Below are 16,004 nucleotides of genomic sequence, written 5' to 3' on the forward strand. Positions count from 1 at the left end.
ATGAGTACAGAATTACTGATCAATGTCACACCAAGCGAAAGCCGTGTTGCCTTAATAGAAAACGGTGTATTACAAGAAATTCAACTTGAGCGTATTGGCAACCTCGGTATTGTTGGTAATATTTACTTAGGGAAAATAAGTCGTGTATTACCAGGAATGCAAGCTGCTTTTGTTGATATAGGCCTTGAAAAAGCGGCCTTTTTGCATGCGTCAGATATCGTAAACAGCGCATCAATTGTAGAAGGCGTTGACGACACTCCGATAAAAAAAGTACAAGATATTCGTGAGTTAGTTCGCCAAGGTCAATACATTATGGTGCAAGTGGTTAAAGATCCGCTTGGTACTAAAGGTGCAAGACTCACCACAGATATAACAATTCCTTCTCGTTATTTAGTATTTATGCCCGATGCTACTCATGTAGGAGTTAGCCAACGCATCGAAACCGAAGAAGAGCGTGCACGCCTTAAAAAAATAGTTGCGGAATATGGCGATGAAAATGGCAGTTTTATTGTGCGTACAGCAGCCGAAGGGGCAATCGAAGCTGAGCTAAGGCACGACGCTGAATTTTTAAGAAAGTTATGGGAAAAAATAGTATCTCGCAGAAAAAAACAAGTAAAGCGAGCATCTTACATGAAGACTTAACACTTGCGTTCAGAACGCTTCGTGATTATGTAGGTGAAGACATGGAGCGTATTCGTGTCGATTCAAAATTGACTTATCAAGAGCTTAAGTTATTTACTGATGAGTTTGTACCACAGCTTTCTAAAGTACTTGAGTATTATCCAGGTGAGCGCCCAATATTTGATTTGTTTGATGTCGAAAATGAAATTCAAAAAGCATTACATCGTAAAGTAACTTTAAAATCGGGCGGTTATATCATTATTGATCAAACCGAAGCGATGACCACGGTTGATGTAAACACTGGAGCTTTTGTTGGCCATCGTAATTTAGAAGAAACTATTTTTAATACCAATGTAGAAGCTACTTCGGCTATCGCCCGTCAACTCAGACTACGTAATTTAGGCGGCATTATTATTATCGATTTTATTGATATGGTAAGCGAAGACCACAAACGCCGCGTATTACATTCGCTTGAATCTGCGTTATCGAAAGATTGCACCAAAACGAATATAAATGGTCTTTCTGCACTCGGTTTAGTGGAAATGACCCGTAAGCGTACGCGCGAAAGTCTAGAACATATTTTATGTGATGTATGTCCTGCATGTTCAGGTCGTGGTTCGCAAAAAACAGTTGAAACAGTGTGCTATGAAATATTACGCGAGATAGTGCGCGTTAATCGTGCTTACGCAGCCGATAAATTTATGGTGTACGCTGCCCCAGCAGTGAGTGAATCTTTACTTAATGACGAATATCATAACCTAGCGGAACTTGAGCTTTTTATTGGTAAGCAAGTACATATTCAAACCGAGAGTTTATACAGCCAAGAACAGTTTGATGTGGTAATGATGTAATGAAAGCAAAAGCGGTCTGTTTTTTTGTTTTAGAAAGTTATGGCAAACCTGCGCCATAATTTTGGTATTACTGGCCGTTATTGTTTCTATTTTAAAATATACACTTCCTTATGCTAATGACTATAAAGGCGATATTGAAACTTACTTACACAGTAAATTTGATGTCAGCCTTTCAATTGGTTCTATTTCAGCAAGTTGGCAGGGTAGTGGCCCCGCTTTGGTTCTTGAAGATTTATCCTTTAAAGATAATGAAACGGCTCCTATTTCTCTTACCATCGCAAAAACCAGTTTAGAGCTTAATTTGTGGGAAAGCTTAAAAACGCTACAGTTAAAATCTAATTATTTTGTTATTAGTGGCTTTCACACCAGCGTTAATGTGGGCAACTTATTTAATGGCAATGAGCAAGGTGAAGTTTCTTTTGAACAAAAAGAACTCATTGAAGGTCTTTTTTTAGGTGAAACTGGGCATTTTGCTATTGAGAATTCAAGCGTCAACTTCATACTTGAAGATGGTAAAGAGCGTAAAGTAATGCTTAAAAATATTACTTGGCAAAATGAAGATAAAAAACACCTAGGCAGTGGTAGCTTCGCATTGCCTGGTATCTCAGTTGGTAATTTTGATGCGCGCATTGCTTTATCGGGTAAGACCTTGGAAAAGGTAATTGGTGATATGTATGTGCAAGCAAATAAAGTAGATGTATCTAACTGGTTAGCGCAATACATAACAAGTGAAAAGCAGCAATTACACAGTGATATAAATTTACAAGCTTGGCTTAAGCTCGAAAAAGGGCTATTTAGCGATATAAAAGTGCAATGGTTACCAAGCTTTGTGCGTTGGCAGTATGAAGAAAAAAATCAACAAGTTAGTTTAAGCGAAGGGGGATTTCATTTATACCCAGAGCAAAATGGTTGGCGCTTAAAAAGTACAGGTTTAACATTTGCTAGTAACAGCAAGGCTTGGCCAAGTTTAGAGTTTGAAGCAAAGCTAGATGCGCAAAACAAAGTATGGTTACAGCAAGTTGATTTAGAGCTACTAAATAATTTAGCTGGATTAACTAATTTTAATGGTTTAGCCCCTTTTTTAGAGCGTGAACCAAGTGGTTTGATTAAACAAGCATATTTAAATTTTGAAAGCGTTGAGCAGTGGCAGCTATGGTTTGAGGCTGACAATATTGGTTGGCAAGAGCTCGATTCAGTACCGGCTGCTCAAGGGTTAAGAGTAAGTGGTCTTGTAAATCAAGCAAGCGGACGTATTAGCTTATTTGGCGAAAATGGCACGCTTGTTACTGGCGAAAACTTTAGTAATGATATCCAATATAATCAAATTAATATCGATTTAGATTTAGTAAATCGAAAAGAAGGTTGGCACATCAGTAGTGATGAAATTTGGTTTGATAATAATGAAATAACACTTGCTGCTGAAATGCAGCTGAGCCTCGGGGATACGCCTCGTTTAGATTTATATGCAGAAGCATTTGCACCAGATGCCAATATTGCAGGGCATTACTTCCCGCTAAAAGCAATGAGCCCTGAGCTTGTAAGTTACTTAAATGGCGCAATTAAAGCTGGAGAAATAAAGAAGGCCCAAGTGCTGTTTGCAGGCCCGCTTACAAGCTTTCCATTTACAGATGGGTTAGGGCAATTTGATGTACTTGCGCAAATAGATAACGCAACGTACCAGTTTGATCCACAGTGGCCTTCAGTGACAAATGCGAATGTACAATTACATTTTGCCAATGAACGTATGGATATTTATAGCCAGCAAGGTAAGTTAGTCAATTTAGACTTGGGTAACAGCGTACAAGTTAGTATTGCTGATTTAATGGACGCCGATGAACTCATTGTGCAAATAGATAAAAAAGTAGCGATGGAAAAATTGCATGACTTTTTTACAGCCACTCCGATTGCCAACCCACTTGCTGAAATATTTAGTATTGTTCAAGGCAAAGGAGAAGCTAATGCAAGCATTGAGTTATTAGTTGGCTCTAAGTTTAAAGATGGTGCAAGCGTGAGTGGAACGGTCGGCTTAAACGGCTTGCCACTTTATATCGCCACTCCAGGAATTGACCTTAAAGATTTAAATGGTGAATTACACTTTAAAAACGATGATATAACCCTCAAAGATGCTACTGCAACGTGGCTGGGGATGCCGTTAAGTATTAATTACGACAGTAAAAGTAATAACGAAGATTATCGTGTAAATATAGATATAAGCGCTCAGCTAGATGCTGAAACACTTATCGACAGCGCTCAAGGTATTTTAAAAGATTACCTGAAAGGGAAAAGTGATGTAGATATTGGTGTAGTACTTGATTTTACTGAACAAGGCTTTAATTATCGTGCACAAGTTAGTTCAGATCTGATTGGTTTAATCAGTGATTTACCTGCACCGTATGGTAAAACGAGTGATAAAATATGGGCACTTGATGCTGTTGTGCAAGGCGATAAAATTTCAAATTTAATTACAGCCAATGCCAATCAACAATTTTATTTCAATGCCATATTAGAAAACGGTAAGCCGCAATTTAGTAATGCACACTTTATATTAGGTGGGCAGGATTTAGGGCTGAATCAAAAAGATTTAAGTGTAAATATCAATCTTGAGCAAACAGAGCTAACGCCTTGGCTTGATCTTATTGAGCAAATAACCAATGCAGCCAGATCAAACCCTGAAAATCAATCATCTGGCATTATGCCACCGTTAAATGAAGTGGTAGCAAGCATTGGAAAAATCAATGTGAGTAACATTGTATTTAATGATTTTGAAATGCGTTTAGCACCTTCTAAAAATGATTTATATTTGAAGTTAAATGCTAAAGAGTTGCGTGCTGATGTATTTATTCCAACCTCTCAACCGAGCCAGCCCATACGAATTAATACCGATTACTTAAGGCTTAATTTTGCTGAAAAAATTAAGCCAGAGTTTGAAGTGGCCGACGTATTACCCATAGCTGATTTAAGTTGGTTAACAAAACTACCGGCCATAGAGTTTGAATGTGGTGATTGTAAAATTGCACGCTATCAACTCGATAAGGTAAGCGCTTCGTTATTAGGTGATGGAAAGCGACTCTTAATTTCAGAACTGGTGGTTGATAAAGGCGATCATGTACTGCGCACTAAAGGACAGTGGGAAAACGGCTTAACGGAGTTTTCAGGAGAGTTAAAAAGTGATGACATCGGTTCTTTATTCAATGAGTTTGATATCACTACGGCTATTAAAGATTCTAAAGCAAATATTAACTATAGCCTAGCATGGCAAGCGGCCCCTTATGACTTTGATGTTGCGAGTCTAAGTGGTGAAATTGAGTGGGATTTAGGCGAAGGTCATTTAACTGAAATCAGCGATGGTGGTGCACGCGTATTTTCGTTACTGAGTCTTGATTCATTAGTACGTAAGCTAAAACTTGATTTTAGAGATGTCTTTTCAAAGGGCTTTTTTATAACAGTATGCAAGGCTCTATGCAGTTAGAAAACGGTATTGCTTACACTAAAGATACCAAAATGGACGGCGTGCCCGCCGATTTAACTATTAAAGGTTATGCAAATTTAAACACGCTTGATATAGATTATGACCTTGCTGTAGCGCCACAGGTAACCTCAAGTATTCCGGTTATAGTTGCATGGATGGTCAACCCTGTCACGGGGCTTGCTGCGTTAGCCCTTGATAAGGTTATTCATTCAGCGCGCGTCATCTCAGAGATCAACTTTAAAGTAACGGGTAAAATGAACGATCCTGTTGTGCAAGAACTCGACAGAAAAAGTCGTGAAGTTACGCTACCTCAAGCTGCGCAAAATCAGCCACAAGCATCAGTCGATTTAAAACTTAAAGATGCACAAGTAACAGCAACGCAATGAACAAAACAGCAAGCATAAGCACACCCACAATAGTTGCTCTACAAATGTGCTCAGGGCTAAACCCTGATGACAACATAGCAAACTTAAAACGCGCACTTAAAACACTTCCAGCAACAAGGCCATTACTTGTTTGTTTGCCTGAGGCTTTTTTAGTGTTTAGTAAAAGTGGCAGCGATACTTTACTTGTTGCTAAGCAGGTTGAGAGATACAAACTACAACTTAGTGAACTGTGCCAACACCATAATATTTGGTTAAATGCAGGCACAATGCCAGAGCCATTTAATGAACATAAATATCATGCAGCGTCGCACTTGCTCAATAATCAAGGCGAGCTTGTTGCAACGTACAACAAAATACATTTATTTGATGTAAACGTAGATGATAAAACAGGTAGCTATCGAGAATCAGATTTTACCCAAGCAGGTAGCGATGTGGTGGTGGTTGATTCTCCCTTTGGTAAAATAGGTTTAACAGTATGTTATGATCTGCGCTTTAGTGGCTTGTTCAATGATCTAGCTCGCCAAGGCGCGGAGATTATTTTAGTCCCGAGTGCATTTACAGTCGTTACAGGGCAAGCACACTGGCAACCGCTATTAGCAGCTCGCGCAATAGAAACACAATGCTATGTAGTTGCAGCGGCTCAACACGGTACACATGAAAATGGCCGACAAACATATGGTCACAGTATTATTATTTCACCTTGGGGTAATACCCTGAGCGAATTGCCAACAGGCACCGGTTTTATAAGCTGCCACGCAGATTTAGACCAGTTACAAAAAATTAGACGAGATATGCCCGTGCAGTCTCATCAACGATTTAGAGAGCATTTATTATGAATTCGGTTGAACAGCATTTACTACACGACAGCCTGCTAAATAGAGAAGAGCTCGAAAAAACGCTCGCTTACATACATCAGCATAAAGTGGATTACGCTGACTTATATTTTCAATCAAGCCACCACGAATCGTGGGTGCTTGAAGACGGCTTAGTTAAAGAAGGTTCTTATAACGTTGAACGTGGTGTTGGTGTACGTGCTGTAAGCGGCGAAAAAACAGGTTTTTCTTACTCTGATGCAATAAACCTTGAAGCGCTAAATAAAGCGGCAACAGCAGCGCGTAGCATTGCCGATGCTGGCGAAGATAGAGCAATTAAAGTATTTAGCGATGTTAAAGCTAAAGAGCAGTTTGCACCGCATCAACCAATTTCGAGTATGAGCGATACCGACAAGGTTAATTTATTACGCGAACTTGAAAACTACATTCGTGAATTAGCACCCGATGCAGAGCAAGTAATTAGCTCAATGTCTGCGGTATACGAAGAAGTATTAATCGCGGCAAGTGATGGCACGTTTGCTACCGATATTCGCCCACTTATTCGCTTAAACTGTTCAGTACTGCTTGAAAAAAATGGTCGCCGTGAACGCGGCGGCGCAGGCGGTGGTGCACGTTTAGATTATGGCTATTTTAAAGAGCTTGTTGATGGTAAACCGCGTTGGATGGAGTTTGCAGAAGAAGCGGTACGCCAAGCTAAAGTAAATCTTGAAGCTATTGATGCACCTGCAGGCACGATGGAAGTTGTACTTGGTAATGGTTGGCCTGGCGTGCTTTTACACGAAGCGGTAGGGCACGGCCTTGAAGGCGACTTTAACCGTAAAGGCGCGTCTGCGTTTAGTGGTAAAGTGGGCCAAAAAGTAGCATCTGAGCTGTGTACTGTTGTTGATGATGGCACAATGGCTGACCGTCGAGGTTCACTTAACGTAGATGACGAAGGTACACCAGCGGCTTACAACGTGCTAATCGAAAACGGTATTTTAAAAGGCTATATGCAAGATAAGCTAAACGCGCGTTTAATGGGTGTAAATCCTACCGGAAACGCACGTCGTGAGTCGTATGCACATTTACCAATGCCTCGCATGACTAATACCTACATGTTAGGTGGTGAGCACAGCCAAGCCGATATTATCAGTAGTGTTAAAAAAGGGGTATTCGCGCCTAACTTTGGCGGCGGACAAGTTGATATAACCTCAGGTAAGTTTGTATTTAGCGCATCAGAAGCGTATTTAATCGAAAACGGTAAAATTACTCAGCCAATTAAAGGCGCAACGCTTATTGGTAATGGCCCAGAAGTAATGCAGCAAATATCTATGGTTGGTAACGACTTAGCACTTGATAAAGGTGTGGGTGTGTGTGGTAAAGATGGTCAAAGCGTACCGGTAGGCGTGGGCCAACCAAGCCTTAAAATTGATCAGTTAACGGTCGGTGGTACAGCTTAAATATTACTCAAGCGCGAAGTGAATTCGCACCTACGTGCTGATGTTTATTGTAGGTGAGGTTTTACACCTCGCTTTTTAAATATAGGCTCAGAAATAGAGCGCGAAATAAATTCGCACCTACAATTTGCATTCTTACTCAGTGTAGGTGAAGTTTTACACCTCGCTTTTTAAATATACGCTCACGTAATAGAGCGCGAAATAAATTCGCACCTACAATTTGCATTCTTACTCTGTGTAGGTGAGGTTTTACACCTCGCTTTTTAAATATACGCTCACGTAATAGAGCGTGAAATAAATTCGCACCTACAATTTGCATTCTTACTCTGTGTAGGTGAGGTTTTACACTCGCTTTTTAAATATACGCTCACGTAATAGAGCGCGAAATAAATTCGCACCTACGATTTGTATTTTTACTCTGTGTAGGTGAGGTTTTACACCTCGCTTTTTAAATATACGCTCACGCAATAGAGCGCGAAATAAATTCGCACCTACAATTTGCCTGCTTACTCTGGGTAGGTGAGGTTTTACACCTCGCTTTTTAAATATAGGCTCAGAAATAGAGCGCGAAATAAATTCGCACCTACAATTTGCATGCTTACTCTGTGTAGGTGAGGTTTTACACCTCGCTTTTTAAATATAAGCTCAGAAATAGAGCACGAAATAAATTCGCACCTACAATTTGTATTTTTACTCTGTGTAGGTGAGGTTTATACTTCTCCCTCATCCCCTTTAGTTTTTTCAGCCTCTTTATACCATAACGCAAAAAAGCACTCTGTTAATTTGTGCTCTATCTCAAGCGCTTTTTCTGTAGGACAAAACAAGGTAAAGCTTGCTTTAAACTCACCTAAATCGGTTGTACCAAAGTGAATTACAGGCTCTGGGCCAGATATTTTTGCATCAAGTTTACGCTCAATCATCGAATTATAGCGGCTTGCTACTTCTTGAAACTCTTCGCAGTACAGCTTAGCCTGTTCGGTCAATGTGTCGTGAATAGGGTACGGGTTAAAGCTCTCTCTTCGGACAATAATAAAATGGTGTGTAACAAAGCGTTTTACAAAGTTTAAGTTTTTAATCGAGCTGGTAATTAGCTTATTGTTTGGTATGTATATGGTTTTTCTCGAAAATTGATAAGTATGTATATCAATTTCATGCATGGTCGTTTTAATCCAATCGGTTTCAGCAACTTCACCAAAGTAATCACCAACTTGTATCCAATCACCCACTCTAAACGGGCGTGTTGTTACTAGGTAAAAAAGCCTATTACACACTGAATAAATTCACGCGTTGCAAGTACAATCGCCACAGCAAAGGCGGCAATAGAAAGTGCAAAGTTTTGAATCTCTGTAGACCACACAAAGAGAAGTGATATCACCATTACAAAGTTAATAAAGTGCTTAATATTATGCGCGATGTAGCGAATATCTTTTTCTTTTTTCTCAGCGCGACTTTTTGCTAACTTATCGACAAGTATCTTAAGCACAAATGCAATTGTTAACATTATTAGTGAGAGAAGAAACGGATGCAGTAATATATCTTTAGTCATAAATTCCTAATGGTTTAAAGTTGATAAACACGACCAGTTTATTGATTTATTTTGCCAATGGGCTAATTTAACGCAAATAAAAACCCTTTAGCAAATTAATGCTAAGGAGTATTCGTTTTTATCAGTAATTTTCAATGGTTAAACCAACCTACTCTACTTGAACTCTGGTTAAGAGATTTACTAACATATTGAACTATAGTGATATTTAAGTTTATTTCTCTCTAGCTAGAGATTTCAGTAAATTAAACGCAGTTAGCGCTGAAAACAACTGCTTGAGATAAATTTATTATCCAGAGTTCAGGTTATTTAGATATGAGGTCTATTTAACGATAGGTAAATTGCACTATAACTAGAGTCTGTTTATCTTTTAGGTAAGGGTTAGCCTATGTTGTGCGGTTACCCCCATCAATAGGCGATAAAGCAGTATAAATACCAAACATGTGCAGCCCTAGGTTAAATAAATTTTAATACTTAAAGACTAGGTAATATTTTTTATATCTAGTTGTTTTAAATAAAAATTATAACAACGCTAGGAGAGGGGTAATTCGTTAAATTGTACCGGTACTTATGCAGGGCGCGAGCATACTTTGTTAAAAATGTTAACCAAAAAGAAGTTCTTCTCTAAAAGCATCATCATAACAAGCTCTTACACACTTACTTCTTATTGACCCCTTGCTTTTCGTATGCTGCTTTATCATGTTCCTAACGACGCGTCTAAATAGTGCCATATGTTGCGCACTTAATGGCTCATTTATTTGACAGGCATCTTCTTTAAATACGACATCCAGTATCCAGTGTTGCTGATTTTCTATCAGCCAATGTTGTCTTATTGCTTTACTTATCAATATATTGTCTGTCAACGATGTTAGGTAGTAATGTGTGTCAATACTCGTTCTATTACCCTTCGTTCGCTCTCGCTGCACCGCAACGATTGTCCTAACTGATGGCCAGCTCTCTTTAATTTCACTCGGTAATAAACGCGCATCAAGACAATCTATCGTGCGTACTTCTTTTCGCCCATGCCCTGCATCTTGTGTTACATGACTAAGTATCTCTGAGTTTTCAGATTCATACTGGTGTGTAAATGCATCTTGAATCGCGCTATAAAGTTTCTTTTGATTACCCTTTGCTTGCACTAGATAATCTGCATGTCTGCTAATTAGCTGTTTTAGCGTTTCTTTTTGGCAGTGCAAAGCATCAAGTGTAATGACGGTGTTATTGATATCGAGTATTTTCAATAAATCCCGAACTGCCGGTATTTCATTCGTCTTACTGCCAACTGTTTGGTGGAATAATGTGAGACCTGCCTCACAATCAAATGCTGAGACGAGGTGTAATTTATCAGCAATGTGTTTACTTGCTCCGCGAATAGTTTTGCCATCGAAGGCAATGACAGGATGCGCTGATTTAACGCGGTTTTGATTGACCCAGCTATACATCGCGAGTAGTAATGAGTCAGTATCAACGGTTCTAAAAATCCGAGCAATACTATGTCGAGTGGGTATGCCATTTTTGAAAGAACGAAATCCTCTTAACCAATTAAGCTTACTTTCGCCATAGACTTCAATATCTTGCCAGTTTTCACACCCTGATGTAACGGCAGTAATAATAAGAAAAAGCACATCAACTAAGTTATGGTGTTGATTTATATGTGAACGATTATCTTTGACGAGTTCTAAATGTGAGAAGAGTGACATAATAAGTTTAAGGTGATTAAATTTATGGTATTAGATCATAAAATTTGTTTATTTACAAAGTGTGATCCCGCCCTGGGTACTTATGTCAGTTGGTATTAAAGGCTATTTAACATCAATAATGCCTTTGCTTGTATTTTATCGAGAGTAAATTAGATGTACCGTGGTGGAATAGTCCAGATCCTATAGATAATTTAGTGTGAAGCACGCATTTCAAGTGAAGATGGGTATTGTGGTTTTAATCGATAAGACAAGCTGCTAGATACGTATTTCCGGCTTTTATTTAAGTACGCGCAATATAGAATTAGAATACTTATCAAGCATTAAATTTATTTCACTAAGTACTTTCCCTTTACTTCATAAGTTCCATTTAACCCATATTTTATAAGTCGGAAATAACAAAACAACTACTTATAAGTTAGAAGGTATTGAACCGTCCTATTGAGACTAGAACTGCTAATTTTTTGTCAGTGCAGTTTTATTTGATGAGGTTTAAGTTCACAGACTTTAATTTATAACGCTATTCTAATAATTAAAACTACATACAGTAATAAAAGCGATTATTAGTTTTTATCACTCCTCTACCTTGCAATATATTGGCGCTTTTTTGTTGTAATGCTTTGTAATAGACACGAATCAAAAAAGTAATACTATTATTTCCTTAAATACAGACAAGTAAGAAAAACACCGGATAATGATAAATAACTACATATTGTTATTTTTTTGTTTTTCTTTTGTTTTATTTTTGTTCACATAACTCTTGGTTCTACGTCATCGCTTCGTAAATTCAATTTAAAGCGGAGAGATGATGTTTTTATCAAGGAGTTCCCATTCAAGCGTTCAGCTTGAAACTAATCCCCACCTAAAGTTTTGGGTTATTTGGTCAGATTATGAAAAACGAGTGCGGGCTTGTTGCTATAAATGGTTATATAGCGACCAAGATCGAGTTGAAGACGCCATGGCACAAGCGTGTGAAAAAGCGCTTAAAGTTTATATACAAGACAGCTCTCAAATAGAAAACATGTTTGCTTGGCTTTGTCGGATAGCCCATAACATCTGTATGGATATACATCGCTTAAATAGTAAAGAAAGCGATTTAGTGAAACAAGCCAACAGCTCCTCAACACAGTTTTATTTTACGGAGAGCCGGTCACAAACATTGGAAAGTGAGTATGAACGTATTCACCTATATCAGAAGTTGATGGATGCCATTAATGATTTGCCTAATGATTTAAAGCAAGTGATCCAGTATAAATTTATTTATGAAATGGAGTACTCAGAAATAGCAAACCAATTACAAATTAGCCAAGAAAATGCAAGAAAGCGTGTGCAATTGGCTCGTAAGAAACTAAGTGCATTACAGTATGTATAAGCCCTCATGTTCAGGTCATCGGTTTTTCTTGGCTTGTAACCACAAAATAATTTAAAAAATCTTTTTCACAAACAGATGAATACCCCGTTATTCAAATAACGGGGTATCTGACCAAGATACCCAAATTTAAATCGAACATTCGCATCACCTTAGCTGGGATTGATGTGGCGGAGCTTGGCTGGAGCATTAATATGAAAAATGAAAGGCAGTGGTTTGTGGTTTATACCAAAGCCAATAGTGAGAAAAAATTTGCTGTACAGGTCAATCTTTTGCAAAGTGATTGTGAAGCATTTTTGCCTTTAATAGATCAGGCCCGCCAATGGAGTGACCGAACCAAAGTGGTAAGCGTACCGTTATTTAAATCATACGTATTTGTTTATATTGACGGTAATGAATTTCAACAGTTAAAACGCCTACCAGGTTTCGTTTCATATATTAAATTTAATAATCTACCAGCTGTGATTTCTCAGCAAGAAATGAAAAAAATTCAACGTTTTATATCTACAGGTAAAGTGGTTGAAGTGCTGTCTAATCGTTTGCTAGTAGGAACTAAAGTGGAAATTGTTAGCGGTAGTTTACAAGGGTATTGCGGTATTCTGGTTGAGCGACGTAATCAACAATTAGTCGCAATTGAAGTCGAGGGATTAGCGCAAAGTATGATGCTAACTTTACCTGAAATGCTATTGAAACCGATTGTTGAGGTTTAATTATGGCGTATCTAAGTGAAACAAATATACAAACGCTGAAAGCCCAATTATTGCGTTATGAGGGGTTATCATTAAAACCATATAGATGTACCGAAGGAAAATTAACGATCGGTATTGGCCGTAACTTAGAAGATAAAGGTTTGTCATTGGATGAGGTAGATTACCTATTAAACAATGACATTAATAATGTTATAGCACAGGTTGCAGTGCATATTCGCGTTTTCAAATTATTGAATGAAACTAAAAAGATTATTTTGCTAGATATGGCGTTTAATCTTGGGGTTGCAGGGCTATGTAAGTTTAAAAATATGCTCAGGGCACTGGAAGATAAAAATTACCCTTTAGCAGCGGCTGAAATGCTTGACTCTAGATGGGCTAAGCAGGTTGGAGTGAGAGCTGATGAGCTGGCACAAAAAATGGCTCTAGGAGAGTGATATGAGTGCCATTATACCTCAATTACAAGTGCCTCATTCAGAGCAAGAGCGGCGAGTTGCTTATCATCTCTATCAGTTTGGTAGTGCGCTAAAAGCACAAGATGAACATCTAAGTGATACTGTTAAAGAGCTACATGAGCAGTTAAATAAACTAATTTTTATGCCACGGTTTAACCATCTTACTGATTTATTTTCGTTGTCTCATTCTGAAACTAAGTTGCTAGCACTTGTTTATATTCAAGTTCAAGATCCAGACGTAATAGCCCCATTTTTAGGATTAAGTTGGTTTGAGCAAGGGCCAACATTGAGTTTAGATAAGTTAGTAACATTAGTGGACGAATCTTTAAATAAATACAACACCATAGCAGAATTTGGCCCTAAATCAGCATTGTTTAAATGGGGGTTAATATACCTAACAAATGAGAGTATAGGTTTACAAAGCGCAGTGAATATTGCCCCTTATTTACATGAATTTTTGCAATGTGGTACTACAAGCTGTGATTACCTTAGTTTCTTTACTTTAGTAGACACGGCGCAGGACCCAGTATTTGATAGTTGTTTTAGTTTACCAGAAGAGGTTGCAGCTCAATCATTACTTATTATCGACAGTGAAAATGATGAAATAACCGCCTGGTATACTCAGCAGTTGGCATTACGGTGCGATACCACGTTGGCACACTATGTAGCAGAGCCAAACAATGGTTTCAACATATCTCATTTAGCGCATGAATTTGCCTGCTTACAGCTCATAGCTCAAACGCAACCAGTATTATTGTATTGGCCCGAAATTGGTAGCTTGTTACAACACAACTTAATTCAATTAAATACTCTAGTTGAGCAATGTACAAAATTGGCGTTAATAACAACAACAGCTAGCCCCTGGTTTGACGAGGTATTTACGCAATCATTAAAAATTAAAGTACAAGTACCAAATTTGTCACAATTAAAAGAGGCTTGGTTGTCGTTATGTAATAGCGAGCAACATACGCATTTAGATAAAGCCCAAGCTCAGCAGTTGGTGGCTAAATATCCCGTAGCGTTACCTCATATGAAGCAGCTAGCAAACAATGCTAAGGCAGATAAAAGTGATGAACAAGATTACTGGGAAACATTGCAAGCGCTGTGTTTTTCAGCGCAAAGTCAACACTGCGATGAACTAGCTAAATTGTGTCAAGCGCGCTTTACCCTCGACGACATGATATTGAATGACAAAATTACGGTGCAATTGCAGGAGTTAATCGCCAGAATTAATTTTAAAGCTTCATTACAACAGCGTCTACCTAGTTTTAATCAAGGATGTAAAGCGCTATTTTGGGGTAAACCAGGCACTGGTAAATCTATGGCCGCAGAAGCCATTGCAGGTGAATTGCAACTACCACTGTACATAGTTAATTTGGCCAATATTGCCAGTAAATGGATAGGTGAAACTGAAAAGCACTTAGCTAAGCTATTTGATTCAGCTCAGAAATATAATGCGGTACTCATGTTTGACGAAGCAGATGCGATTTTTGCAAAACGCAGCGAGGTAGAGTCAAGCCATGATAAAAACGCCAATATGGGCGTAAGTTACCTACTTCAACGTATGGAACACTACACGGGCTTGTTGTTACTAAGTACTAACTTTAAAAGTAACCTTGATGAGGCATTTTTACGTCGCTTTCAAGGGGTAATTGAGTTTACTTTACCTGATAAACAGCAGCGCGTTGATATTTGGCAGCGTAATTTAAGCACCAATGCAGATAGTGATTTATGCCAAGGCATTAGCCAACTTGCAGCATTGTTTGAGCTCAGTGCTGCGCAAATAATCAATATCTGCGAAATGGCATTGTTGCAAAGTTTGATCGCTGACAAAAAGTTGATTAGTCGAGCCGAGATTGCCAATGCATTACATAGAGAACTCTCAAAACAACATGCCGGCTTTATGACCCAGCAATCTTTATCAACGTGGTTAACGGGAGGGCACAATGGACGCAACCTTAATTTATAAAGTACAACAGGCACTTGATTCGTTTATTAAAGACAAAGTTTTATCGCTCAATAATAACGATGATGTAGTAGATACTTCTATTGTATTGAGCTTTCAAGCGCCAGATAATGAATTTACTACTGGTTTAGGCAGCGACCCCGCAATAAATTGTTATTTAGTTGGTATAACTGAAGATATTCAGCGTCGTCAAAGTGAGCCACCTCGTACGCAAATAAATTTTACGCAAACTCACCGTACACGATTCATTGAGCCTAAATTTGTGTCATTGACTTATATGCTAACCGTTTGGAGTAAAAACCCACAGCAAAGCGCTGCGATAGAGCATTTGATCATGGGCTATTTAATTGCAGGTATAGGACGGTACGATTTTCTACCTGAAGAGTTACTACTCGCACAACAAATTGATATATCACCTTATGGTATCCGCAGCCAAATATTCGGTAATGAGTACAGTGAAAAAGTAACAGGGCAAGTATGGCAGGCACTCGGGAGTACGCCTAAAGCAACCATTCTCTATACGCTCTCTTTGCCTATGCCAGTATTTGAGCCAGTACAACTGCCAATAGTAAAAGAAATTAATAAACTCTTAGATAACAAAGCTTAATTTAACCTCAATTATTTTACCTAACAGATCCCATAATTTAATCGGCAGTTGTTGAGCATTCAGC

The 16,004-nt window shown here is 38.5% G+C and carries 8 protein-coding genes and 3 pseudogenes; 9 read left to right on the plus strand and 2 right to left on the minus strand.

Annotation, left to right across the window (positions count from 1 at the left end; translation table 11 throughout):
- From rng to tldD, 4 genes and pseudogenes are all read left to right on the plus strand, one after another.
- Window positions 1-1,472: pseudogene (gene rng, locus P4S71_RS11315) on the plus strand (ribonuclease G).
- Window positions 1,472-5,327, plus strand: a pseudogene (locus P4S71_RS11320) (YhdP family protein). The pseudogenes rng and P4S71_RS11320 overlap by 1 nt, the downstream one beginning before the upstream one ends.
- The gene (locus tag P4S71_RS11325; protein WP_337150680.1) at window positions 5,324-6,163 is read left to right on the plus strand and encodes a carbon-nitrogen hydrolase family protein; all 840 of its coding nucleotides are present in this window, start codon (window positions 5,324-5,326) and stop codon (window positions 6,161-6,163) included. Before P4S71_RS11320 ends, P4S71_RS11325 begins: the two are co-directional and overlap by 4 nt.
- On the plus strand, window positions 6,160-7,599 hold the full coding sequence (gene tldD, locus P4S71_RS11330) for a metalloprotease TldD (protein ID WP_007378598.1): 1,440 nt from the start codon (window positions 6,160-6,162) through the stop codon (window positions 7,597-7,599). The genes P4S71_RS11325 and tldD overlap by 4 nt, the downstream gene beginning before the upstream one ends.
- Before the next feature lie 707 nt (window positions 7,600-8,306).
- Here the strand turns inward: tldD and P4S71_RS11335 are convergent.
- Window positions 8,307-9,142: pseudogene (locus P4S71_RS11335) on the minus strand (mechanosensitive ion channel family protein).
- Window positions 9,143-9,741: 599 nt separating this feature from the next.
- Window positions 9,742-10,839 (minus strand): ISAs1-like element ISPsesp1 family transposase, encoded by a 1,098-nt coding sequence (locus P4S71_RS11340; protein ID WP_096792602.1) that lies wholly within the window; start codon window positions 10,837-10,839, stop codon window positions 9,742-9,744.
- An 805-nt stretch (window positions 10,840-11,644) separates the two neighbouring features.
- Here P4S71_RS11340 and P4S71_RS11345 point away from each other — a divergent pair.
- The 5 genes from P4S71_RS11345 (at window position 11,645) to P4S71_RS11365 (ending at window position 15,940) form a co-directional block, all read left to right on the plus strand.
- Window positions 11,645-12,208 carry an RNA polymerase sigma factor gene (locus tag P4S71_RS11345; protein WP_337151619.1) on the plus strand — a complete coding sequence of 188 codons (564 nt, stop codon included), beginning with the start codon at window positions 11,645-11,647 and terminating at the stop codon, window positions 12,206-12,208.
- Between the two features lie 164 nt (window positions 12,209-12,372).
- Window positions 12,373-12,915: a UpxY family transcription antiterminator gene (locus P4S71_RS11350; protein ID WP_008137321.1), complete on the plus strand. Its 543-nt coding sequence runs from the start codon at window positions 12,373-12,375 to the stop codon at window positions 12,913-12,915.
- Between the two features lie 2 nt (window positions 12,916-12,917).
- Window positions 12,918-13,349 (plus strand): glycoside hydrolase family protein, encoded by a 432-nt coding sequence (locus tag P4S71_RS11355; RefSeq protein WP_007378997.1) that lies wholly within the window; start codon window positions 12,918-12,920, stop codon window positions 13,347-13,349.
- A 1-nt stretch (window position 13,350) separates the two neighbouring features.
- Window positions 13,351-15,336: an ATP-binding protein gene (locus tag P4S71_RS11360; protein WP_337150681.1), complete on the plus strand. Its 1,986-nt coding sequence runs from the start codon at window positions 13,351-13,353 to the stop codon at window positions 15,334-15,336.
- The gene (locus tag P4S71_RS11365; protein ID WP_007378999.1) at window positions 15,314-15,940 is read left to right on the plus strand and encodes a Pvc16 family protein; all 627 of its coding nucleotides are present in this window, start codon (window positions 15,314-15,316) and stop codon (window positions 15,938-15,940) included. Before P4S71_RS11360 ends, P4S71_RS11365 begins: the two co-directional genes overlap by 23 nt.
- The last annotated feature ends 64 nt before the right edge of the window (window positions 15,941-16,004 follow it).

Source organism: Pseudoalteromonas sp. B62, from assembly GCF_037162565.1.
Classification (GTDB): domain Bacteria; phylum Pseudomonadota; class Gammaproteobacteria; order Enterobacterales; family Alteromonadaceae; genus Pseudoalteromonas; species Pseudoalteromonas fuliginea.

What these genes read in the sequence shown, in the direction of transcription:
- P4S71_RS11325 (WP_337150680.1), top strand. Translation starts at nt 5,324, where the DNA reads ATGAACAAAACAGCAAGCATAAGCACACCCACAATAGTTGCTCTACAA.
- tldD (WP_007378598.1), top strand. Translation starts at nt 6,160, where the DNA reads ATGAATTCGGTTGAACAGCATTTACTACACGACAGCCTGCTAAATAGA.
- P4S71_RS11340 (WP_096792602.1), bottom strand. Translation starts at nt 10,839, where the DNA reads ATGTCACTCTTCTCACATTTAGAACTCGTCAAAGATAATCGTTCACAT.
- P4S71_RS11345 (WP_337151619.1), top strand. Translation starts at nt 11,645, where the DNA reads ATGTTTTTATCAAGGAGTTCCCATTCAAGCGTTCAGCTTGAAACTAAT.
- P4S71_RS11355 (WP_007378997.1), top strand. Translation starts at nt 12,918, where the DNA reads ATGGCGTATCTAAGTGAAACAAATATACAAACGCTGAAAGCCCAATTA.
- P4S71_RS11360 (WP_337150681.1), top strand. Translation starts at nt 13,351, where the DNA reads ATGAGTGCCATTATACCTCAATTACAAGTGCCTCATTCAGAGCAAGAG.
- P4S71_RS11365 (WP_007378999.1), top strand. Translation starts at nt 15,314, where the DNA reads ATGGACGCAACCTTAATTTATAAAGTACAACAGGCACTTGATTCGTTT.